The organism is Streptococcus suis (assembly GCF_019794615.1).
GTDB lineage: Bacteria > Bacillota > Bacilli > Lactobacillales > Streptococcaceae > Streptococcus > Streptococcus suis_AI.
The window spans coordinates 21,001-43,520 of record NZ_JAIMDU010000015.1 but is presented as its reverse complement, the minus strand read 5'-3'; the positions used below and the strand labels follow the sequence as shown (position 1 = coordinate 43,520).

The 22,520-nt window shown below is 37.9% G+C and carries 24 protein-coding genes; 10 read left to right on the top strand and 14 right to left on the bottom strand.

Features of this window, described 5'->3' with window-relative positions:
• The first annotated feature begins 188 nt into the window (after positions 1 to 188).
• Positions 189 to 1,538 carry a glutathione-disulfide reductase gene (gorA, locus tag K6V43_RS05615; RefSeq protein WP_024404440.1) on the top strand — a complete coding sequence of 450 codons (1,350 nt, stop codon included), beginning with the start codon at positions 189 to 191 and terminating at the stop codon, positions 1,536 to 1,538.
• A 49-nt stretch (positions 1,539 to 1,587) separates the two neighbouring features.
• Here the strand turns inward: gorA and K6V43_RS05610 are convergent, their stop codons facing one another.
• Complete coding sequence (locus K6V43_RS05610) at positions 1,588 to 2,325, bottom strand: cyclase family protein (protein ID WP_222382147.1); 738 nt, start codon at positions 2,323 to 2,325, stop codon at positions 1,588 to 1,590.
• Positions 2,326 to 2,530: 205 nt separating this feature from the next.
• Here K6V43_RS05610 and K6V43_RS05605 point away from each other — a divergent pair, with 205 nt between their 5' ends.
• Positions 2,531 to 3,070, top strand: a complete 540-nt coding sequence (locus K6V43_RS05605; RefSeq protein ID WP_222382146.1) for a biotin transporter BioY — start codon at positions 2,531 to 2,533, stop codon at positions 3,068 to 3,070.
• Positions 3,071 to 3,147: 77 nt separating this feature from the next.
• On the opposite strand, the gene K6V43_RS11495 is transcribed toward K6V43_RS05605, so the two are convergent.
• From K6V43_RS11495 to K6V43_RS05585, 4 genes are all read right to left on the bottom strand, one after another.
• Positions 3,148 to 3,681: an ABC transporter permease subunit gene (locus K6V43_RS11495; RefSeq protein ID WP_261311785.1), complete on the bottom strand. Its 534-nt coding sequence runs from the start codon at positions 3,679 to 3,681 to the stop codon at positions 3,148 to 3,150.
• Between the two features lie 290 nt (positions 3,682 to 3,971).
• Positions 3,972 to 5,282, bottom strand: a complete 1,311-nt coding sequence (locus tag K6V43_RS05595; RefSeq protein WP_222382145.1) for a carbohydrate ABC transporter permease — start codon at positions 5,280 to 5,282, stop codon at positions 3,972 to 3,974.
• 8 nt (positions 5,283 to 5,290) lie between these two features.
• On the bottom strand, positions 5,291 to 6,745 hold the full coding sequence (locus tag K6V43_RS05590; RefSeq protein WP_222382144.1) for an extracellular solute-binding protein: 1,455 nt from the start codon (positions 6,743 to 6,745) through the stop codon (positions 5,291 to 5,293).
• 9 nt (positions 6,746 to 6,754) lie between these two features.
• The gene (locus tag K6V43_RS05585; protein WP_222382143.1) at positions 6,755 to 8,455 is read right to left on the bottom strand and encodes a glycoside hydrolase family 13 protein; all 1,701 of its coding nucleotides are present in this window, start codon (positions 8,453 to 8,455) and stop codon (positions 6,755 to 6,757) included.
• Positions 8,456 to 8,518: 63 nt separating this feature from the next.
• On the opposite strand from K6V43_RS05585, the gene K6V43_RS05580 reads away from it, so the two are divergent.
• Positions 8,519 to 9,313, top strand: a complete 795-nt coding sequence (locus K6V43_RS05580) for a LacI family DNA-binding transcriptional regulator (protein ID WP_172019183.1) — start codon at positions 8,519 to 8,521, stop codon at positions 9,311 to 9,313.
• A 257-nt stretch (positions 9,314 to 9,570) separates the two neighbouring features.
• Here K6V43_RS05580 and K6V43_RS05575 read toward each other — a convergent pair whose 3' ends face one another.
• Positions 9,571 to 10,347, bottom strand: a complete 777-nt coding sequence (locus K6V43_RS05575; RefSeq protein ID WP_222382142.1) for an InlB B-repeat-containing protein — start codon at positions 10,345 to 10,347, stop codon at positions 9,571 to 9,573.
• A 259-nt stretch (positions 10,348 to 10,606) separates the two neighbouring features.
• Positions 10,607 to 10,822 (bottom strand): YdbC family protein, encoded by a 216-nt coding sequence (locus K6V43_RS05570; protein WP_024391204.1) that lies wholly within the window; start codon positions 10,820 to 10,822, stop codon positions 10,607 to 10,609.
• 92 nt (positions 10,823 to 10,914) lie between these two features.
• Between K6V43_RS05570 and K6V43_RS05565 the strand changes: the two genes are divergently transcribed.
• The gene (locus K6V43_RS05565; protein WP_171988873.1) at positions 10,915 to 11,271 is read left to right on the top strand and encodes a hypothetical protein; all 357 of its coding nucleotides are present in this window, start codon (positions 10,915 to 10,917) and stop codon (positions 11,269 to 11,271) included.
• Positions 11,272 to 11,474: 203 nt separating this feature from the next.
• Here the strand turns inward: K6V43_RS05565 and K6V43_RS05560 are convergent, their stop codons facing one another.
• Both K6V43_RS05560 and K6V43_RS05555 read right to left on the bottom strand, forming a co-directional pair.
• Complete coding sequence (locus K6V43_RS05560) at positions 11,475 to 12,761, bottom strand: peptidase U32 family protein (RefSeq protein WP_222382141.1); 1,287 nt, start codon at positions 12,759 to 12,761, stop codon at positions 11,475 to 11,477.
• Positions 12,762 to 12,872: 111 nt separating this feature from the next.
• Positions 12,873 to 13,802, bottom strand: coding sequence for a peptidase U32 family protein (locus K6V43_RS05555; protein WP_222382140.1), 930 nt, complete (start codon positions 13,800 to 13,802; stop codon positions 12,873 to 12,875).
• A 159-nt stretch (positions 13,803 to 13,961) separates the two neighbouring features.
• Between K6V43_RS05555 and K6V43_RS05550 the strand changes: the two genes are divergently transcribed.
• A complete protein-coding gene (locus tag K6V43_RS05550) occupies positions 13,962 to 14,279 on the top strand; it encodes a DUF3270 domain-containing protein (protein ID WP_172065951.1) in 318 nt (105 codons plus the stop codon).
• A 12-nt stretch (positions 14,280 to 14,291) separates the two neighbouring features.
• On the opposite strand, the gene nmlR is transcribed toward K6V43_RS05550, so the two are convergent.
• The 3 genes from nmlR to K6V43_RS05535 all read right to left on the bottom strand — a co-directional run bounded on the left by nmlR (position 14,292) and on the right by K6V43_RS05535 (position 16,286).
• Positions 14,292 to 14,702: a stress response transcriptional regulator NmlR gene (gene nmlR / locus K6V43_RS05545; RefSeq protein ID WP_172006559.1), complete on the bottom strand. Its 411-nt coding sequence runs from the start codon at positions 14,700 to 14,702 to the stop codon at positions 14,292 to 14,294.
• 97 nt (positions 14,703 to 14,799) lie between these two features.
• Entirely contained in the window at positions 14,800 to 15,264 is a 465-nt protein-coding gene (locus tag K6V43_RS05540) for a DUF8821 family protein (protein WP_222382139.1), read from the bottom strand.
• A gap of 86 nt (positions 15,265 to 15,350) precedes the next feature.
• The gene (locus tag K6V43_RS05535) at positions 15,351 to 16,286 is read right to left on the bottom strand and encodes a manganese-dependent inorganic pyrophosphatase (RefSeq protein WP_024411200.1); all 936 of its coding nucleotides are present in this window, start codon (positions 16,284 to 16,286) and stop codon (positions 15,351 to 15,353) included.
• A 136-nt stretch (positions 16,287 to 16,422) separates the two neighbouring features.
• On the opposite strand from K6V43_RS05535, the gene K6V43_RS05530 reads away from it, so the two are divergent.
• Positions 16,423 to 18,120, top strand: coding sequence for a M3 family oligoendopeptidase (locus tag K6V43_RS05530; RefSeq protein WP_222382138.1), 1,698 nt, complete (start codon positions 16,423 to 16,425; stop codon positions 18,118 to 18,120).
• A 24-nt stretch (positions 18,121 to 18,144) separates the two neighbouring features.
• On the opposite strand, the gene K6V43_RS05525 is transcribed toward K6V43_RS05530, so the two are convergent.
• A complete protein-coding gene (locus K6V43_RS05525) occupies positions 18,145 to 18,492 on the bottom strand; it encodes a winged helix-turn-helix transcriptional regulator (RefSeq protein ID WP_014736211.1) in 348 nt (115 codons plus the stop codon).
• Positions 18,493 to 18,647: 155 nt separating this feature from the next.
• On the opposite strand from K6V43_RS05525, the gene K6V43_RS05520 reads away from it, so the two are divergent.
• The 4 genes from K6V43_RS05520 to K6V43_RS05505 all read left to right on the top strand — a co-directional run bounded on the left by K6V43_RS05520 (position 18,648) and on the right by K6V43_RS05505 (position 21,320).
• The gene (locus tag K6V43_RS05520) at positions 18,648 to 19,187 is read left to right on the top strand and encodes an NADPH-dependent FMN reductase (RefSeq protein ID WP_099780129.1); all 540 of its coding nucleotides are present in this window, start codon (positions 18,648 to 18,650) and stop codon (positions 19,185 to 19,187) included.
• A gap of 167 nt (positions 19,188 to 19,354) precedes the next feature.
• Positions 19,355 to 19,975, top strand: a complete 621-nt coding sequence (locus K6V43_RS05515) for a thioredoxin (protein WP_222382136.1) — start codon at positions 19,355 to 19,357, stop codon at positions 19,973 to 19,975.
• Between the two features lie 14 nt (positions 19,976 to 19,989).
• Complete coding sequence (locus tag K6V43_RS05510) at positions 19,990 to 20,391, top strand: nuclear transport factor 2 family protein (RefSeq protein WP_222382134.1); 402 nt, start codon at positions 19,990 to 19,992, stop codon at positions 20,389 to 20,391.
• Between the two features lie 86 nt (positions 20,392 to 20,477).
• Positions 20,478 to 21,320, top strand: a complete 843-nt coding sequence (locus K6V43_RS05505; protein WP_222382132.1) for a VOC family protein — start codon at positions 20,478 to 20,480, stop codon at positions 21,318 to 21,320.
• A 38-nt stretch (positions 21,321 to 21,358) separates the two neighbouring features.
• Here K6V43_RS05505 and K6V43_RS05500 read toward each other — a convergent pair whose 3' ends face one another.
• The gene (locus K6V43_RS05500; RefSeq protein ID WP_222382130.1) at positions 21,359 to 22,501 is read right to left on the bottom strand and encodes a glycoside hydrolase family 3 N-terminal domain-containing protein; all 1,143 of its coding nucleotides are present in this window, start codon (positions 22,499 to 22,501) and stop codon (positions 21,359 to 21,361) included.
• Between the last annotated feature and the right edge of the window lie 19 nt (positions 22,502 to 22,520).

Here is a 22,520-nt window from a genome sequence, read left to right as displayed (position 1 = left end):
ACTTATTTTGTGTTAAAACTATAATACACAAATACATCAATTTATGCAAGTGTTTTCTTAATAATTTTACAAAAAAATTGAAGATATGCCCACTTACACTTTTGTAAGAAATCCGTAGCGGATTTTTGATTGACACTCACAAAAACGTTACAATGAATGTAGAAATCAATTGAGTTGGGAGGATATTCATGAAAGAATTCGATATTATTTCTATTGGTGGAGGTAGCGGAGGTATTGCAACAATGAACCGTGCTGCAATGTATGGTGCCAAGGCTGCAGTCATTGAGGCTGGTTACCTAGGAGGTACCTGTGTCAATCTTGGCTGTGTCCCTAAAAAGATTATGTGGTACGGATCTCAAATAGCAGAGGCCATTCAAGACTATGGCCCAGAATATGGCTTTACTAGTCAAGAAGTCACCTTTGATTTTTCTACCTTACGAAAAAATCGTGAGGCCTATATTGAACGTTCACGCGCTTCCTATAGAAACACCTTTAACAATAACGGAGTCGAAGTCATCCAAGGCTTTGCCCATTTCATTGACCATCAAACCGTAGAAGTAAACGGTGAACTGATTCGTGCCAAACACATTGTCATTGCTACTGGTGCCAAACCTGCAGTGCCATCTATCCCTGGTAGTGAGCTAGGAATTGTTTCCGATGATGTATTCGCTTGGGAAGAATTACCATCTTCAGTAGCGGTATTAGGAGCTGGTTACATTGCGGTTGAAATGGCTGGACTCCTTCATGGACTAGGTGTTCAAACAGACCTCTTTGTTCGAGGAAACCGACCGCTTCGGAGTTTTGATATCTATATTGTCGAGGCATTAATGGATGAAATGAAACGGACAAATCTCCCCCTCCATACTGGAAAAACACCAATTAGACTTGAAAAAACACAGGATGGTCACATCCAAATTCATTTTGAAGACGGTAGTAGCCATGTTGCTCAGCAAGTTCTCTGGGCTATCGGTCGTAAACCAAATGTAGATAAGCTCAATCTTGAAGCAACCGGTGTTCAACTCACTCCATCTGGCCATATTGCAGTCAATGAATTTCAGGAGACTGGTATTTCCGGCATTTATGCCCTCGGTGATGTAACTGGTGAAAAAGAATTGACACCTGTAGCCATCAAGGCCGGTCGCCTTCTGGCAGAACGTCTGTTTAATAATAAACCAACTGCTAAGATGGATTACAATACTATTCCAACCGTTGTCTTTTCTCATCCAGCAATCGGAACAGTTGGTCTAACTGAAGACGAAGCAATTTCTCAATACGGAAAAGATAATGTAAAAGTTTATACATCAGCCTTTACCTCTATGTACACTGCCCTAGAAAATCATCGACAAATGGCGAAATTCAAATTAGTAACCGCTGGAGAAAACGAGCAGGTTGTTGGTTTACATGGTATCGGATATGGTGTTGATGAAATGATTCAAGGGTTTGCAGTAGCTATCAAAATGGGGGCTACAAAAGAAGATTTTGATGCTGTTGTTGCAATTCACCCTACAGGATCAGAAGAATTTGTTACCATGCGTTAAGACAAAAAAATCCAGACAAGGAAGATTTGATCCGTGTCTGGATTTTTTCTTAAGGTAAAATAGCTACAGCACGCACTGGTGACCCAGATGCTTTCTCCCAATGTGGAAAGGCAATTGAAATCAAGGCACCTGAGGCCGGCACCTGATCAAGGTTAGTGAGTACTTCCAATTGGTAAATATCTTTGGACAAGAGGTAGTATTCCTCCACTAGATTTCCATTATTTTTTGCAGCTAAAGCACCTGAGTCCGTATCTAATGTTTCATGGCCCACTGCTTTCACATGACGCTCTTCAATCAGATATTCCAAAGCTTCGTGACTCCAACCTGGTGTGTGTTGAATACCCTGCTCATCTAAGTTTCGAATTGCATCTTGGCTTGGCCAACGTTTTGACCAGTCGGAACGAAAAGCAACGAATGAATCTGGTGCAATAGGGCCATAGACAGCCTCAAAATCTAAAATATCTTGTTTTGTAATCTCATAATCATGATTAGCTGCCACCGCATCCGACTTATCAATGACAAAAAGAGGGAGTAGAAAATCTTTCAAATCAATTTCATCAAGATAACGGGCACCTTCAACAAAATGAACTGGAGCATCAATGTGCGTTCCATATTGTCCGACAACTGTAAATTGCTGAACAAAGAATCCGTCTTTATGAGTAAAAATAGGTCTTTTTTCTAAAGCTGGCAGTGCCGGAAAATGTGGACTTGATTCATCAATCTGATGAGTAAGATCAACCCACTTTTTTGACTTTAGGGTACGATAAATATCAAGTAATTCTGTCATAAGGAATCTCGCTTTCTTTTTTTACAATTGTAGCACAGTAAATTCCAATATTCCTTCGTATTATATGCTTGTTATTTATATAATTTTCTTATCAAGTGCTATAAAAATTACCTATAAAACTGTTACAGCCGATGAAACTTCATTGACTTTCTTATAGATTCTCACTATAATTTTGTTAACCATAAAAAATAAAGGGGATAACAAAATGACCGAAACATCAACAAAATCACTTGTTTATATCGCTATCGGAACAGCTTTGATTGCTGCACTTTCGCAAATTAGCTTATCTATTGGCCCAGTTCCATTTACTCTCCAGACATTAGCTGTTGGCTTGGTTGCTTGTCTTTACAAACCTAAAGATGCCCTTGCTAGCGTTGGGTTATATCTAGTACTTGGTGCTATTGGTTTTCCTGTTTTTGCTGGTTTTTCTGGTGGATTTGCTGCACTGGTGGGTCCAACAGCTGGATTCCTCTGGGGCTTCCTACTTTTTGCAGGATTAACCTCAATAGCTACCAGGGCAAATTCATCCTCTGTAATTGTATTCCTAGCTTGTTTATTTGGATCTGTAGCATGCTTTTTACCTGGAGTACTTATTTTTAAAATAGTATCTGGTGCTACTTGGTCTGACACCATTGCTTGGACTGTCCTTCCATTTATTCTTCCAGATTTAGCAAAAATTACACTGGTAACCGTCTGTCATCGCTTATTACAACCAATCACAAAAAATGAAGCCTTCTTCGCGTAGGCTTCATTCGTTTATTTATTGATGAAACACACAATAATCAATCAATTATTTTTTAAAATTTCTTCATTATTCACCTCTTATTTTACTGCTCCAGCGGTCAAACCATTGACCATATTTTTTATTAGCAAGAAATATAACACTATAATTGGAACCGCAATAAATATACTTCCTGCTGCAAAACGTGCAAACTCTGTCTCATCTAAATTCATCAAGCCAACAGCAACGGTATAAAGATTTTTTTCCTTCAATAATAATTTTGGTAATATGAAGTCACTCCATGGCCATGCAAAATTGGTTAACGCTGTATATGTAATAATCGGCCTAGACAACGGCAAGTGGATATGCAAAAAAATTTGAAAACTCGTAGCTCCATCCATTCGGGCTGCTTCATCAATGCTATAAGAAATGGTATCAAAAAAACCTTTTTGGGTTAAATAACCCATTGGAGCTGCTGCACTATATATTAATACCAATCCCCACAATTGATTAATTAGGTTAAATTGAGTCATCAGCAAATAAACAGCAATCATCCCCATAAATGACGGAAACATACCTAGTACCATTGTTGTCTTCATTAATGCATTCTTTCCATTAAAATAAAAACGAGACATTGCGTATGCTGTTAATATGACTAAAAATGTTCCCAGTATACAGCTCATACTTGCAATAAACAACGTATTTAAGAACCATCTCGGGTAGTTATATAGATCTGTATCTGTAAACAAAGTTTAAAAACTTTTTAAACTATAAGATGTTGGAAAAAAGCCATCAAATGAATAAATAGTGCCTGATTGAGAAAATGAGGCTAATACCAACCAAATACAGGGAAAGAGAAAGATAAAACTTACCAAAATAAGTATGCAATATATCCCTGTGCTTTGTAAAAAGTGAGACCATTTTCTCATAAAAATCTACCTCCTTCCTTATAAGAAGATGTTCGAACGTAGACAGAAAGTGAAATAACAGAAGTTAATAAGAAGATTATTAGACTAATAGTAGCCCCTATACTATAATAATTATTATCAATTGAAAGATTGTATAACCAATTAATAAGTAAATCTGTATCACTTGCTAGAAAATAATCATCTAAATATAATCCACCTCTTAGGAAATAAAAGATCCCAAAATTATTGAAATTACCGACAAACTGACCGATAAGGACTGGCGTTGTCGCTGTCAATATATAGGGAAAAGTAATTCTTGTAAATTGTGCCCACTTACTTGCCCCATCAATTTCTGCTGCTTCATAAAGTGATGCGTCTCGATTGGATAACAAACCGGTTGCTAATAGCATAATGGATGGTACTCCAATCCAAGCGTTTACCAAAAGGCCGATGATACGAGCTGACCACTTGGCATCAACATCAAGAAAGCCTATTGCTTGAAACCCCTGGTTTTGCAAAAGTTGATTGATTGGACCACCATAAGAAAACATGAATTTAAATGCCAACAAGCTAATAAAACCAGGTATAGCATAAGCCAAAATAGGAAAAGCTCTCCAAACCACTTTCCATTTGACACGTTTATTTGAAAAAAGTAATGCTAAGGATAAACCACCAAAAAAGTTTAAACCTGTTGACAGAACAGCCCACAAAATATTCCAGCTTAAGATTTTAAAAAAAGTTGGAGCAAATTGAGTCAAAGAGACTATTTTTACAAAATTTTTTAGTCCAATCCAGCTTACTAATTCTGGAGGAACTATTTTTCCACCATAATTCGTAAAGGCAATTAATATCATAAAAATAATTGGAAGGACACTAAACACCATAATTCCTAAAACTGGAAAAAATAGGACAAAAGCTGGAAAGTTTCTATCAATTGAAATTTTTATCTCCTCACGGAACGATGGAATCTTTTTTCCTTCACGTATTAATTGATCAACATATAATGCATCTTTGATATTAATAACATACAAATATATAGCTAGTGAAAATATTATGAAACCCAAAATTCCCATGAGTAACATGATAATCGAATTGTCACCTTCTATTCCAAACCATGTGTCTGCTTTTTGTGTTCCAAGTGTAAAGAATCCTATTATATCTCTGAATCCTCTAAAGAATAAATAACTTAAGAATAATAATTCAATTCCAAAAAATAGTATTCCTTTAAATTTTTGACCGAGAAGAAATTGGCCAAAACCCATGCAAAATAAAGATGTTTTAGCTTCGACAGATGCTTTTCTCAAATCTATTTTTCCATGCTTAAACATATTTTCTCCTATTCTAGTGTATGAATGGCATCACTAATTTGCTGAGTCACTTTTTCAAGTCCTTGTTTAAGATCTTGATTGGTTCTAAATTTTTTCTCTGATTCTGCGCGAAAAACATCTTTAGTAATATCAGCAAAAAATGTTTGAGTAGGGGTCCAAATTTGTGATACAGCCGAATTTGATGGCATTAATACAATATTATTATTTTCGAGCTCTCCATACACTGCTTCTGAAATTCCGCCGATTTCCTTTATTACATCTGATCTGGTAGGCACAATACCCAACATTTCATATCGTTTCAAAATATTTTCATAGTTTGTAGCAAAATTTACGAAGGCAAGACTTGCATTTGGACAAGGAGTATAAGCACTAATTGCATAACCATTCACTCCTCCCATTGTTTTTGTATCAATCAACTCCGAATTCACATCCGTTAGATCACCACTTTTAGGTAGTTGAGGTAAATTAACCATTACCAGATTCTCACTTGCTAAAGTCTCTGCCTCAATTGTAGACATCCCTTGGTGTTCATAATATTGAATCAATTCATCTAGAAAGGTTGAATAAACATCTGGTGTCGACATTGTTGCAAAAAAAGTCCCATCTGCAAGCTTACTATATGCACTTGTAGTTATCGTATCATCAATACTTTCTTCATTCATAGCTGAAGCCAATTGCTGTATAACTTTTGCACCTTTTTCCGCATCCCCTGATGCAAATCCAATATCATTTGTATCTAAATTATCATTTCCAAAAATATATGCACCATAAGAAAACAAGAAACCGCTTGAAAAATATGAATCATACAAGGATTTCATATAGCCATATTTAGAAGAATCGGCAGCATGACGTTCTTGTGAAAATCTCAGTAAACTTGACCAAGTTTCAACCATGTCTGGGATTTGATTTTTATTGTCATCCCACTTACTTTCCCAATCGACTGGTAGTAAATCTTTGCGATAATACAGCATTGGTGTCTGAACATTTACAGGTATACCTAGAGTATATGTTGTTCCATCTAAATGATATTCAAATGCTTTCCATGCCATTGAAGAAGTTGTTTCATAAGCATCCAATTCTTTTATTGGGAGGGGATAAATATGTTTATCTTCTGCATATTTCATAATGACATCATTAGCCTGATACAGAACATCCGGTCCATAACCATAAGGACCATCATTAGCCAAATCAACATACTGATCTATATTTGCATCTACTGCTATAATATTTTCATCAGCATACATTTCATTAAACGCTGCAATAAGTTCAGCAAAATATCCCTTTGAAATTGCTGTATTGTTTTCAAGAACTTTAATTATAGCCCCATTTTCAAGATTTCCAGTAAATATCATACTGTCGTTCGTTGATTGATTCTTATTAGAAATAATCGGTGGACTAACACTAGCTAAAAATAAGCTTGTAATTGCAGTTACAGATATAGCATAAAGTGTTTTGAGTTTCATTTTTTTCACCTAAAATTCATAAAAAATATACCCATATCGTGACAAGAATCCATCACTATCTAATCCCCTAGCTACAAGAGGAGTACCTTCAAAGAAAATTTCCTGTTTTTTTTCATCCAAATTTAAGAGTAAATGCACACTCTTTTCTTGCCACTTACGCTCCACATGAACCAATTCTCCTTTATTCAGAATCGATATATCACCATTCTGGATTGAGGTATTTTTTCTTATAGATATGATTGCTTTAATATTGTTTAAAAATTCGTTATCCCATTCCGCTGTGTTCCAATTAAAGGTCCTACGTGAATCGGGATCATATCCTCCTTCCAAACATATTTCTGTTCCATAATAGATACATGGAACACCAGGAAAAATAAACATTAAAGCCAAAGCAGCTAATACTTTATCTTTTGAATTTCCAACCTGTGTAAAGATTCGATGTGTATCATGGGAATCCAATAGATTTAAGTTCATTTGGTTCACCTGTGTTTGATTCCTCATCAAAATATGATTCAGTCGTTCCACTAAATCTTTAGCCTTAAATCGGTCAAATGCAAAACAATCTAAACTTGCTTTTGTAAAAGCATAGTTCATTATACTATCATATTGATCTCCCATTAAATACGGATATGCATCATGCCAATTTTCACCAATTAAAACACAATCTTGCTTCACATCTTTGATTGCCAATCTAAATTGTCTCCAAAATTGATGAGAAACCTCATCAGATACATCCAATCGCCATCCATCAATATTTGCTTCTTTAATCCAGTACAGTCCAATATCTATCAAATGTTTTCTAACTTCTGCATTCGAGGTGTTCCATTTTGGCATATAGTAGCACGAAGCAAAACATTCATAATTAACCTTTTCAATATCAGGGAAATCACCATCAATCATAAACCAATCATAATACGGAGAATCCTTACCTTTGTTGATTACATCAATAAATTCTTTTGAATTCATACTGCAATGATTAAAAACAGCATCCAGAACAACTCTTATACCTCGCTGATGACACTTACTAACAAGTTCTTTTAAATCTGCTAAAGTCCCAAATTGTTCATCAATCTCATAATAATTTTCAATATCATACTTATGATTGGTGGGTGATTTAAAAATAGGAGTTAAATACAAAGCATTAATACCCAAATCTAAAAGATAATCCAATTGATTAATAATTCCTCTCAAATCTCCACCAGCAAAACTTTTAGGTGTTGGCAGCTCCCCCCAAGACATATCAATGTATGACTGGTCTTTTAAGTTATCACCTTTAGCAAATCGATCAATAAAAATTTGATAGAAAGTACTCTCCTTCAACCAGTCAACTGTAGGAAAAATATCAATTTGATTAATGTATGGCATTTGAAAAAAATTATAAAAACCAGTATCAAAATGATAATGCTCAGTTAACCCATCTTCACTGAAAAAATAACTTTGTGTATTTTTTTCTAGTCTAAAGATATATGCTAATCTTGTATCCTTAACTTTTAAATTTATTTCAAAATATGCAAATGTATTATCCTCATAACGAAGTGGAACTCTTAACTCCTTCCTGTCGAAATGATAATCATATTTTTTTCCATATACAAGATAGATATGTGTGTCTCTATCCTCTTTGGCCGTTCGTATCCTAATTACAACTTCATTTTGATTTATTGCAAAACAATATCTTGAATCTGGAATATGCAAAATTCCTGCTTCATTCATCACTTATATCTCCTACATTATTTTTAAGTTGACTTTTTGTTTTTTTTTTTATATAACAATCCTATGAAAAAGATTACCATGAAAGACGTTGCACGTGAGGCCGGGGTCTCCGTTGCTACTGTTTCCTACATTATCAACAATCGTGAAGACCAAAAAATCAGTCCTGAAACGCGTAATAAAGTTCTACAAATTATTAATTTATTGGACTATACTCCTAACCAAGCCGCAAAGTCGCTTGTAACTCAAAAATCGCAAATTGTTGCCCTTCACTACAAGGAAGCCGAGTCCTATTTGCAAAAAGCCGAGCAACTTCATTTCATCAATAAATTAACGAACTTTTTACATAATAAAAATTACCATTTAATGTGTCTTAGTGAACATTACATTGAAAAAATAGATTTAGCTGATGTAATATTAACTCTTGACGTGGCTAAGGAAGATTTCTATAAAATCGGGAATGCCAATTTCGCGCCACTAATTGCCATTGATAGTTTTATTGATGATCCTGTGTTTTTTCAAATAAATTCAGATTTTCATAAACTAAAAAAACAGGCTATAAAATATTTTGGAGAGACTACTTTTACTTTTGTATCTCTGCCAATAAATGATAGCAAAAGAAAAGAATTAATCCAAAATACATTTTCTTCAATTAAATACGTTAAATCAGTGGAAGAACTAGATAGCTTTGATTACAAAAATGTTTTAATTATTGATTCAATCTTGGAACAATTAATCTCGAACTCTTACAACAAATTGTACATCTCAGGTTTCTCAGTTGAAAAATTTGAAAAAATTTTTCAAGCTATCGAGTGGGCTTCACAGCGTATTGAAATCAATAATCATAACATTGTTGTTTAGAAAGTTAGAGTAGCTATTTCTCGAGATTACACGCTAATACTTACTCATTTTCAAGTCCCTCCTCAGACATATGAAGCACCACCATTTTGTTTTTTTATTGTACTAACTCTAACTATTTATGAAACAATTTTCTCCCTTAAAAATTCCTTCACTCCTGTGTCAGCGAGTTTTTCAACAAATTTTTTATCTTGTTGAAAAAACTCGCTTTTTTTAAATTTCACAAACGGTTAGATAATCTAATTCATTTTTTAAACTTACTAGTTTTCATACGTCCAAGCAATCGTATCAAAATTATTTATATTAAAGGATTCTTTCTTTGCTTCTGTATATTCGGAATTTTCAGTGTCATAAGTATCTTCAGCAGGATGTGTAATTAAAGTAAATGTATATGTTCCTGATTTTGCAATCTTAATATTCGACCGTTTGCTTGAAGTTTCACCAAGACCCCCAGAATTTTCAAAATAAGTTACACCATCTTTCTCAATTGTCTCCAAATATCCAAACCCTCTTTGATTTTCCCAACTACTATTTATTGCAAATTGAAATTCGTCGCCTTCTTCTAAATTCATTGTAATCGAATAAATATTGCTTTCGTTACTTTCCTCTTTTACGAGTTTATGCTTATCACTTACGTTTGCCCCCCAATTTGATTCTTTAAGAATCTCACTACTTCCATTTCCTACAACAATAAAACTCCGAGTATCTTCTTTATAAGCTGAGAAACCAGCGTATAAGGATAAATCACTAGTAAGATGACTACTCTCAGTAAATTTTCGTGAAAAATCTGGTTTTACATACCATCCAACAAAGGTTTTTCCCTCCTTTGTAGGAGTGTATTTTAGTATATCTCCTGTTGATTTTACTTGCTCAGTTTTTAAAACTGTTGTGCCATCACTATCATAGTAAGTAACTTTGTAGGTTGAAACTTCAGAAACAACTGAATTAGTCGAATTTACTTCTTGGGAAGCTTGAGTGCAGGCAACCAGATTTAGAGAAAGTGCTGCAATAGTCAAAAAATATAGACATTTTTTCATGATACCACCTCGTATATTAATATTTTTTCAACTCAGCTTAAACGTTTAAGTTAAGTTAATTTTATTGCAATCGCTTACAAATGTCAATACTTTTTTTCCTATTTTTTATAAATTTTATTGAATATCGAAAAAATATTAAATTAGTTATGTTTTTCCGAATTTCAAATAAAAAACATTATGGATACATAATCTAATCCATAATGTTCTAATCATTATTCACTTTGTAGAATTACTCCTTCTTCGCGTAGGCTTCATTCGTTTATTTATTGGCAAATGCGTCTAGAAGAACCTGGAATTCTTCATTGCTTAGAGTAATCCCTTTTCCCATCTTGCTATGGTCCGGACTCCAAGTTCGAATATCGTATTTTGCAGGTGCACCATTAAAAGATACACGATTCAACTCTTTGGTCCATCCCTTCTCGTTTTCAGATAGGACCAATAATTTTTCTTCAATTTCAAAAGTAAATGTTGCCATTTGTGACCTCCTTCAATCATCTATTCGAAAAAACTTGTCATTTTTAAAAAAATTGGATAATATGATTATATCAAGTTTGAAAGGATTATGCCATGAAGAGATTTATCGAAGTCATTTTGGAACATGCCTCTATCTTTTTAGGCAATAGCAGAGCTTCTAAGGCTATTGAACCAGATAGCAAGGAAGAAATAAAAAACAACATAGAACTTGCCCTGTACAAGAATGCTTCTATCCATGTCATCTACGGGAACCGCAGTTTTACTGGAGACATCGTCAAATACGATACGGAACGCCAACGGATTATTATGAAAAATTTCAAGCGCCAGGTGACCAGCATTATAAATCTAGAAGACATCCAGAAAATTACCCTTGTTCCAGAAAGTGTAAAAACATCACAGCAACAAGAGAAAAAAACTGAGCAACATACCGGAAATAGAAAAAACGCATAAAATCAAGCAGGAAAACGTTGATGATATGCGTTTTTTTGTTGATTTATCTCATGCTCAATGAATACCAAAAGTAGAGAATAGGTCTTTTTGATGAACACTCCCATTCCCACTAGTCAATGATTCTGACGGGAATCCACAACGATACTCGACGGACACACCCTAAATATCGAAACTGGAATGGTTGCGAATCTTTTTTGAATGTTTTATGCTCTAATAGTTAATGACTGGCCATCTTCTTGATAAAGATTGATCAAACCTGATTTACAAGCACGAATCATGTCACCAGGATAGATTTCACGGTCTAGTTTAATGGTCAATAATTCCATTGGTTTATTGGCACGGTCGATTTTATCACCATTTGAATCATGTAAATCTTGAATCGTTGATTCAAAATGTCTGAAGCCAGGTCCATAAAATTCTACCTGATCACCTTCATTGATCACATTACGTTGACGAATAGTTGCAGTCATCGTATCCTTATCAAATGCAACGACTTCACCAATAAACTTATACTCTGGAATTTTACGACGAGCTCCAAAGAGTTGCTCATTTTCACTTGGTGGACTGTAGTAAAATCCAGTCGCCAATTCACGCTGTGCAACCTTCCACATCTCATCAATCAAGTCTTGTTTGATGGCTTCGAATTTCTCTGGACTTTCTAGGTAAGCATCTACTGCTGCTTTATAGCAGTTTGTAACAGTTGATACATAATGAACTGATTTCATTCGGCCTTCAATCTTCAAGCTATCGACACCATTTTCAATCATATCTGGGATATGGTCTATCATACACATATCCACCGCAGACATGGAGAACTCCTCTGGTATTTCGCCCTTAATCGAACGACGTTCTTCACCAAACGGTAAGTCGTAGAGATTGTATTTCCAACGACAAGACTGAGAACAACCACCACGGTTTGCATCTCGCTTGCTCATGTGGTTAGATAGGACACAACGTCCTGAATAAGAAATACACATGGCTCCATGGACAAAGGCTTCGATTTCAACATCTGTTCGTTTGCGAATTTCCGCTACTTCTTCCATTGTTACCTCGCGAGCCAAAACAACGCGGGTCAAGCCCAACTCTTTCCAAAACTCAAAGGTTTCGTAGTTGGTCGACGAAGCTTGGGTAGACAAGTGAATTTCAAGACCCGGTGCCTCTGTTGCACAGATCACGATGAGGGCGGGGTCAGATACAATGACAGCATCCAAGCCCATATCCCGCAATTCACGGAACCAAGCTCCTGCACCTTCTTCATTACCCTCATGAGTTACCATGTTGGCAGCCACATAAACCTTGGCTCCACGAGCATGGGCATACTCAATACCTTCTCTCATCTCGTCCATGCTAAAGTTCCCAGCGCGACTCCGCAAACCGTAAGCTTGACCGCCAACGAAAACAGCATCAGCACCATAATCAATGGCTACCTTCAATTTTTCCAAAGTCCCAGCAGGTGACAAGACCTCAGGACGTTTCAGTGTTTTTGACATAATTAACTTCTTTCTATTAACGATGGTTTATGATTGAAAACCTGTGCAGAGATTAGATCATTGCTTATTAGATCTATCAGCTCTGTTAGGATAGGAAATCAAATCTTAAATTTATTTGACTTTATTGCGATCAAATTCATAGAAACCAGTATCCAAACCACGTTCAGCTGGATGGAGTTTACGAACTTGTTCATCCAAAAGAAAGGCCTGATCGTAAGTAAAAGTTCCTTGCTCTAGCAACTCTTTCGCTTGAACAAATAATTTCGCGATTTCAACAAAGTTTTGACCCGGGCAAAAAATACCATCTAATTTCCAATTGCAATAACCATGTGAATAAAGTTCTGCCAACTTAGTCATCATATCAATATCATTGTTAATAAAAATATGAGTACCGTGTTTGTCCTCAAAAATAGAATAATGACTCTCTGGATCAGCAGGTTCTGCTAAAAACAAACCGCGTTGACGCGATAAATCAGTCTCATCAGCCTTTGTAAAATTATAATAATTTCGTAACAGAGTTCGTTTAGAATGGTGGATGACTGACGCACCATAAACCAATACTTCCGCTGGAATTTCCAAATTTTTAGAAATATCAAAAAGCTCCTCAGATGGAATTTCACGTGCCAAAACGGCTTCTACAGCTCCGTGATCTTTCCAAAAATTAATTTGACGACTAGAGGTAACGAAAACTGATGTATCATAGATTAGTTTAAAATTGTAGCCATCGCGTTTGTTGATATAAAATAAACCCGCATCACCAACTACTAAATAATCAACCTTTATCTCACGCATGAGCTCCATAAAAGGCTTGATATGATCCATCATATCTTGGTGCATCAATGCATTGGCAGCGACTGTTAATTCTTTGCCCGCTCCATGTACAAGCTCTGCAATTTCCCTCAGTTCATCATATGAAAAATTTGTTGGAATACGAAGAGCGTGGTCTGCTTCACCTACATAAATACGATCAACGCCTGCTACTATCAGTTCCTTGACCTGTTCTATACTTTCAGCTGTTGCTGTAATGGTAATTTTCTTCATAAAGATAATTATATCAAAAATGAAAATTTCTGATAACCAACTAGTTGATTTTAATATTCAGACTTTTCTAATTTGTTTCTTGTAATATTTTTGTAATATAAATGACATAAAAATACAGTAATGTTATGGTATTCTTTACTAAGCAGAAAAGGAGACGATATGGCACAAAGACACTATCAGTCCCATGAATACCAGTACGAAGAGTATACCCCGAAAGAGAAACAAGCTACTTACCAAACATATCAGACAAGAAATAATAGAAATGATCGTGTAAAAGAATTATTATTTTTTGTTAATATTGTATTATTTAGCTTACTAACAGTGATTTCAAGCTATGTTTACCTATCCTTAGGTATGCCGGTTTTTGTCGCACTTACCTTAGCAAGTGTAACAGGCTTTATCGGACTTCGTTTAATTCAGTTTGGACTTAAAAAGAAATTTAGACCGAAACAGACACGTAAACAGAACAAAAAATAGTAGAGCGGTGGACTATTCCCCGCTCTTTTTGCTTGCTCTTCTCCCCTCATCAAACAATTCACTTTCTTTTTCTCTTAGAATGGTTTGATAATTTTCAATTTTATAATCCAAACGGTCTAGAGCTTGCTGAATTTCTACTAATCGAGACCGTAGCTCTTCCTGCTCTTCTTTTAGTAACTCGATCCGAGCTTCCACTGTACTATCTCCAGCCTGCACCAAACCCATGTACTCAATCAAGCGCTCAATCGACATACCCGCACTCCTAAAACAGCGAACAAATTCCAAGATGGCTATATCATTTTCCGCAAAGTCCCTCACTCCAGAAGATTTTCGTGCAATTTTGGGAACAAGCCCTATCCGCTCATAATAACGAATGGTATCAGCTGATAGACCAGTCACTTGACAAACTTCTTTGATATTCATTCTAGGCTCCTTTCTATGTTTTTGCTTATTATACACCTTGAAGTCCACTCCAAGTCCAGTCATTATATAAAAAATCTGGGAAATCCCAGATTCTTACTTACAAATATTCTCCCTTGACAACGAAGAAAGTGCCACGGATTTCCCCAGCTAGTTTTGAGCGTTGGCGGGCAAACTTGAATTTACCTTCAAATTCTTTGGGAATCTCAATGCCGTCTGACAATTTGAAACCGACCGCTCGTTTGCCGCCTTCTTCAAGCGTATAGAGGACATTAACTGCCAAGCCATTGTCATAAAAGACAAATGACCAGAGAATGCCATCTACCTCAAGCTGAGCGACATTGAGTGGAGTATAAGGAAAAACCATCTCCCGCTCTGCTAATACTTTCTCGATAAAAGGCAGGATTTCAGGTTTCTCATCTGGTGTGTATACCACATACTCCTGTTTGTATTTGTTCCAGAAGTAGCGAGCTTCATTGGCCCGCAATCCTGCAAGAACATCTGCCACTGGACTAGTTTCCAAGCCTGTCGTCTCTACTTCTTTAAAATTTACTGTATAAGACATGAGTTTCCTTTCTATAAAGAAAGCACCCGAAGGTGCTAAGTAAGGCCTCCTACCGTCTTCACGTTCGAGGTCGGTGGATAAAATCATTAGGCGTTGAAAGCGTCAGTCAACTGTGGCACCACTTGTTTCTTACGTGAAACAGCACCAGCTAGGAAAGCGTGGTTGTTTTCCAACTTGAAGTTGAAAGCTGCTTCTACCTTGTCCATGTTGCTACCAAGCGCAAGGATTTCAGAGTTTGAGTTAACGATGTCTGTAATCATCAAAACAAAGTCAGAGTAGCCATTTGCTGCTGATGCTGCTGTCATAGCGGCTTCGATTTCTGCTTGGCGTTCCAAGACTTCAGCAATGTCCACTGTGTTGACCTGTGCCACACGCACATCATTTCCGTTCAAACCAAAGGTTTTTGCGTCGATGTCAATCAATTCTTCTGCTGACTTGCTAGCAAGGTTGGTACCAGCTTTCAAGAGTGCCAAGCCGTATTCTTCCAAGTTCACACCAGCAATTTCCGCCAATTCAGCTGCTACTTGTGGATCTGTTGCATGAGTGGTTGGCGATTTAAGCAAGAGGGTATCTGAAATCAAACCTGATAGGAGAAGTCCAGCTACTTCTTTTGGAGGTGTTACACCATTTTCTTTGAAGGCACGGTAAACGATTGAAGATGCTGAACCTACTGGCTCCAAACGCATGTACAATGGATTTGCCGTTTCAAAGTTTGCGACACGGTGGTGGTCAATAACAGCTGCAACTTCCACATCCTTGATGTCTGCGATTGATTGTTGGAATTCATTGTGGTCTGTCAAGATGACTTGGCCAACGCCTTCTGCCTTAGCAGACTCAACCACGCGCGGTGCAGTAACACCAAAATAGTCAAGCGCAAACGCTGTTTCTTCATTTGGCGTTCCAAGTGCAACTGCTTCCGCATCACGACCAAACACTTCACGCTCCAAGTAAGCCCAGCCGTATGATGATGCAATGGCATCTGTATCAGGATTTTGGTGACCAAAAACTAAAAATTTAGACATGTCTACAACCTCATTTTCTAATAATCTTCTACATTTTACCACAAATAGATAGACTTGTGAACATGGACGGGTCGGGATTTGCCAAACGTTTTCAAAAAGAGTAAGATAGAAGGTAGCAATACAAAAGGAGAAACATATGAAATTTTCAGACTATACCTATGTCCGTCCCGATTATGAAGCCATCAAGGCTCAATTTTCTGACCTGACCGACCAGTTGGCTCAGGCAAGTGACTTGGAAACAACTCGTACACTTGTGGCAGCCGTTACCAAATTACTTAGCCTCATCGATACTCAGTACAATCTTTGGATGATCCGTCATACTATTGACATGAACGATGAGTTCTACAATGAAGAAACCAAGTTTTGGAATGAATATTCACCACTTTTTGAAGAATTGACCACCAACTACTACCGTGTCATTGTAAAAACACCTTATAAGGCTGAGCTTTCAGACATCTTGCCTCAGACCTTCTTCATGCAGGCAGAAAACAAGCTCAAAACCTTCTCATCAGCCGTGATTCCCTTGTTCCAAAAGGAAAATGAATTGACCGATGAGTACAGCAAATTGATTGCTGGTGCAGAGATTGATTTCCAAGGTCAGACCTACAATCTGGCACAAATGGGCCCATTCGGTCAATCAACCGACCGTGACGTCCGCAAGGCTGCTTCTGCTGCTACAACTGCCTTCTTTGAAAGCAAGGAAGCTGATTTTGACCGAGTTTACGACGAATTAGTAAAAGTCCGCACGGAAATCGCCCACAAACTTGGCTTCAAGGACTATGTGGAATACGGCTACCTAAAGATGAACCGTTTTGATTACAATCGTGATATGGTCAAGGTATACCGTGAAGAAATCCTTAAACATATCGTACCGATTGTGCAAGATTTGCGTCAACGCCAAGCCAATCGCTTGCAGGTGCCAAGCCTCAAACACTACGACCTCAACCTTGAATTCTTGGACGGAAATGCTGTTCCTCAAGGTGATCCTGACTTTATCGTCAGCCAAGCCCAAGACATGTACCGCGAATTATCCGCAGAAACAGGCGAGTTCTTCGATTTCATGATAGAGCATGAACTCTTGGACTTGGTCGCAAAACCAGGCAAAAACAGCGGTGGCTACTGTACCTATATCCCTGACTTCAAGAGCCCATTCATCTTCTCCAACTTCAACGGAACCAGCGGTGATATTGATGTTTTGACCCACGAAGCAGGACACGCTTTCCAAGTCTATCGTTCCCGTTGGATCCAAAGTCCAGAAGTTGTTTGGCCAACCTACGAAACCTGTGAAATCCACTCCATATCTATGGAATTTATGACCTGGCCATGGATGGACCGTTTCTTCAAGGAACAAGTGGATAAGTATAAATTCACCCACTTGGCAAGCGCCCTGCTCTTCTTGCCATATGGCGTTTTGGTGGACCACTTTCAGCACGAAGTCTATGAACACCCTGAGATGACACCAGCAGAACGCAAGGCGACTTGGAAAAAACTCCAAGACCTCTACTTGCCAGACCGTGATTATTCTGAGTCAGAAGCCCTCAACCGTGGTATCTTCTGGTATCGTCAAGGGCACATCTTTGCTAGCCCATTCTACTACATTGACTACACCTTGGCCCAAGTTTGTGCCCTACAATTCTGGAAACGTACGCAGGTAGATCACGATGAAAAGGCTTGGGAAGACTACATCCGCATCTGTGATTTGGGTGGTACCAAGTCCTTCTTGCAAGTGGTTGAAGCCGCAAACCTCCAATCACCGTTCAAAGAAGGTGCCCTTGAAAGTACAGCCAAAGCTGCTGCTAGCTGGCTAGAAGCCGTTAAGGATGACGAACTATAGAATGCAAAAATCTGAATGAACAGCTCATTCAGATTTTTTTGATTTGACAAAGTTGATGTACTTATCCCCAAAAACTTCAATTTGTTGAAGAACCATCTTGAATTCCTGACCAATCTCGCTCAGTTCATACTCGACCTTTGGCGGTACTTGTGCATAAACCTTCCGAGTGATTAAACCATCATCCTCCAATTGACGTAACTGCTTGGTCAGGGTTGCTTGGGAAATCCCTGTCAATCGACGGTGCATTTCATTAAACCGAATAGGACCTTCTTCGATATGATGTAGTAATAAGATACTCCATTTCCCAGATAAGACACTCTGAGTGGTCACATAAGGACACTCCGGAACCGTATGTTGTGTGAAAGTTGCCATAATTTCTCCTTTATTTTCCCTTGATACTACACATTACTTCACAAAAAGATAGTGACTATTCAAAAAAATCGTACTTGTAATATTTTTAGTACCTGTTACAATAATACCATAAACTGCGAAAGCAGAAAAGAAAAAATTTTTAGAGGTATAACATCATGAAAAACATTCTATTTATCGTCGGTTCACTACGTGAAGGTTCATTCAACCACCAAATGGCTAAACAGGCTGAAAGCATCTTAGAAGGTCAAGCAACTGTATCTTATCTTAACTATAAAGAAATCCCGCTTATGAACCAAGATTTTGAAACACCAGTCTTGCCAGCTGTCCAAGCTGCACGCGATGCCATCATGGCAGCAGATGCTATCTGGATTTTCTCACCAGTTTACAACTTTGCTATTCCAGGTACTGTGAAGAACTTGATTGACTGGCTCAGCCGTGCCCTAGACTTGTCAGAAACACGTGGCCCATCTGCACTACAAGACAAAATTGTTACTGTATCATCTGTTGCCAATGCTGGACACGAGCCAATGTTTGCTAGCTACCAGGCACTCCTACCATTTGTTCGCATGCAAGTCGTTGGTGAATTTACAGGTACAACTGTCAATCCAGAAGCATGGGGAACTGGACAGTTGGTATTGTCAGAGGAAGCCATCGCCGGTCTGCAAGCTCAAGCTCAAGCTTTGTTAGAAGCTTAGATTCTACAGGTCAATATACATCCTTCTATGACCTTTATCGAGTTGAAGATGATAAAATTGCAGAACTCTGGGATGTTGTTGTACCAATCGAGGAAAATTCCAAAACTGTCAATAGCAATGCTAGATTCTAATCAAAAACCAAGAAAATAAGATGAAAGAAAATTAAAATGAAACTATATTACATCATCGATGCTTATTGTGGTTGGACCTACGGCTTTAACCACATTTTCACAAAATTCATGCAAGACCATCCTGACATAGAAATAGAGGTCATTAACGGAGGCTTGTTTGTCGGAGATAACAAAAAGAAAATGGTTGATTTCCAGCAGGCACAGACCATCAACAAACAAATCGAAAGCTATTACCAAATGTCTTTTGGCGATAACTACAATCAATTGTTTAAGGATAAGGACTTTACCATGGACTCCCTTGGTCCTGCTAGAGCCTACTCAGTCTTGAAAAACTATGTTGAGACACCTAACCATGCTCAGCTAACATTAGACATTCAAGCCTTATTTTTTGAAGATGGGTTAGACCTCAATAAAGCAGATAGTTACACCAGCCTAATTGGTACCTATCAGTTACCTACAAAGGCTATGGAAGAACTATCAAGCATCTTGAATCAACCAGAAAATCTACACCCAGACTTTATCAAGGCTTATGAAATGGGGGTAACCTCTTTCCCAACCTTGTTACTCGAAAAAGACGGAAACTTCTTTAATCTTATCAATAAAGTTCGCACAGTAGACGATTTGGAAAAATATTTCCAAGAGGCAGTTGCTCAATAGAAAAGAAAATACCTATGTCAAAAAATCAATTATATAAAAATATTTTAGAAGAGACTTATCTAGCTACTGCTCAAGGTCGAATAGAAGATTTCAAAAGCCATTTGGCTGCTGATATCTCTTGGACAGAAGCTGCAGGCTTTCCCTATGCTGGTACCTATATCGGTCCAGATGCAGTGATTGAAAACGTCCATGCAAGACTAGGTTCTGAATGGACCAATTATAGTGCCACACCTGTTGATTACGCCTTTTCAGGAAACCGTGTCATGGTTTATGGCTACTACAAGGGGACCTACAACCTTACTCAGAAATCCTTTCAAGCAGGCTTTGTCCATATTTACGATTTTAATGCTGAAAATAGAATTACACACTTTATCCAAATCGTAGATAGCGCACTTGTTGAGAAAGCTATGAGATAAAAATCAATTTTCAAAAGTCTATTCGTCACACGTTACTAAGTAACTCGAAAATTCCTATAAATTGTATCAGAAAGCCAGGAATTCCCATGTACAATTCCCAATTTGAACTGGGCCTAGTTGCCCTCAATGTTCGCAATCTGAAGCTTCAAAGTCTGTTTTACCAGCAGGTATTGGGTCTCCAAGTTCTGACTGAAAACTCTAAACAGATTGACCTTGGTGTCGGACAGACCGCCCTTGTCCGCCTGATTCAAACAGAGCAGAAAGGCGAAGTCAGCCACAGCTACGGACTCTACCACTTAGCCATTGTCCTACCTAGCCGAGAGGACTTAGGCACCATTTTCCGCTACTTTATCGACAACAAAGTTCCCCTCCAAGGTGCCAGCGACCACGGTTACAGCGAAGCCATTTACCTAGCCGACACCGAAGGCAACGGCATCGAGATTTACCGCGACCTGCCTCAAGACACTTGGGATGTCCGCCCAGATGGACGAATTGTTGGTATCACTGAGCCTATGGATGCTGAAACGATCTATGCTTTAGGGAAAAAAGCTGACGCAGCCTATCAGATGCCTGCTGGTAGTCGTATAGGCCATGTCCATCTATCTGTCCGAGAAAGCGCTGCTTCTAGCAAATTTTACCAAGAAGTTCTAGCTGTCAGAGATAATTTCACCGTTCCATCTGCATCCTGGTTAGCTTCTGGCGACTACCATCACCACCTAGCTGTCAATGAATGGGGAGGAAAAAATCTGAAAACCAGACAAGAAGGCATGCCAGGACTTGCCTACTATACAGTCATCTATTCCAATCCAGAAGTATTTGAAGCAACCTTGAATCGTGCCATTGCTGCAAACCTAAACCTTCACAGACTAGACAATAGCGCAGCTTTTGTTGATGTGGATGGCATAAAAACTAAGCTTGTATTAGAATAATACAAAAAAGGAAGAATCTAGCACTTCCTTTTCTTTGTTTATTTGATTAAGCCAAGATCATTTTTCATTCCCAAAATCCGTTTGACGGATTGATCAATCCGCTCCTCTGTAATTGTACCAGCCTTTACTTGGTCGATAATATAAGGAATTTGACTGGCATAACTTGAAGACAATATCATATCAGTCCCAGCTTGAATGGTCTGCAGGGCACCTGTATCTTGATCTACAAATTGGACCAAGCCTTGCATATCAAAATCATCCGTCATAATGACACCCTCAAAACCAAGCTCATTCCGAAGAATTTTATTGATTTCAGGTGAAATGGATGATGGGACATCATCAATGGCAGATACGATATTGTGGCTAACCATGATGGAGTCTGCACCTGCCTCAATACCAGCTTTAAAGGGAAGAAAATCATTGGCCCGCAATTCTTCTAAACTGCGGTTGTCATAGACCAAATCCGTATGCGAATCAGCATTATCCCCATAACCCGGGAAATGCTTCAAGGTCGAAGCAAATCGTTCCTCTTTCAACAATGTAACCAATTGACCAATATAGTCTGAAGTGGTTTTCGCATCCTGTCCAATGGTCCTATCGTAGATAAAAGAGGATGGATCAGTGGATAAATCTGCAACAGGGAAGAAACCTGCATAGATTCCCTCTTCCTTTAAAAGACTGGACTTCTGCTTGGCATCCGACAAAATCGCCTCAATGCCGCCAGATTGGTACAGTTCCAAAGGCGATGCAAAAGGTGTTTCCAGAAGTTGACTAATCCTCGTTACCGTCCCACCTTCCTCATCTGAAGCCATTAATAGCGGCACTTTTGAAAGTGATTGATAAGAAGCAATCTCTTCTTTAACTTGCTCCAGTGTCTTACCTTCAAAATCACTTGCAAATAAGATATAGCCCCCAAAATGATAAGTTTCCAATGCCTCAGCTTGTCCTGCAGATGGCATTCGAGCAAAAATCATCTGTCCGACCTTTTCTTCTAAGGTCATCTGATCTAGATAATTTGTAATCACTTTGTCCCTAGCAGATATTTCTTGGCTAGATGACGTCGTTGTAACCTTTGTCTGCTCTTGCTCTGTCCTATCCCCTAGGAAAAACAGACCCAATAAAATCCCTACAAATAAGAGACAAGTTAAGCCCGTCCCTACAATACTAAATCTTTTTCTCATAATCTCCTACTTTATCAAT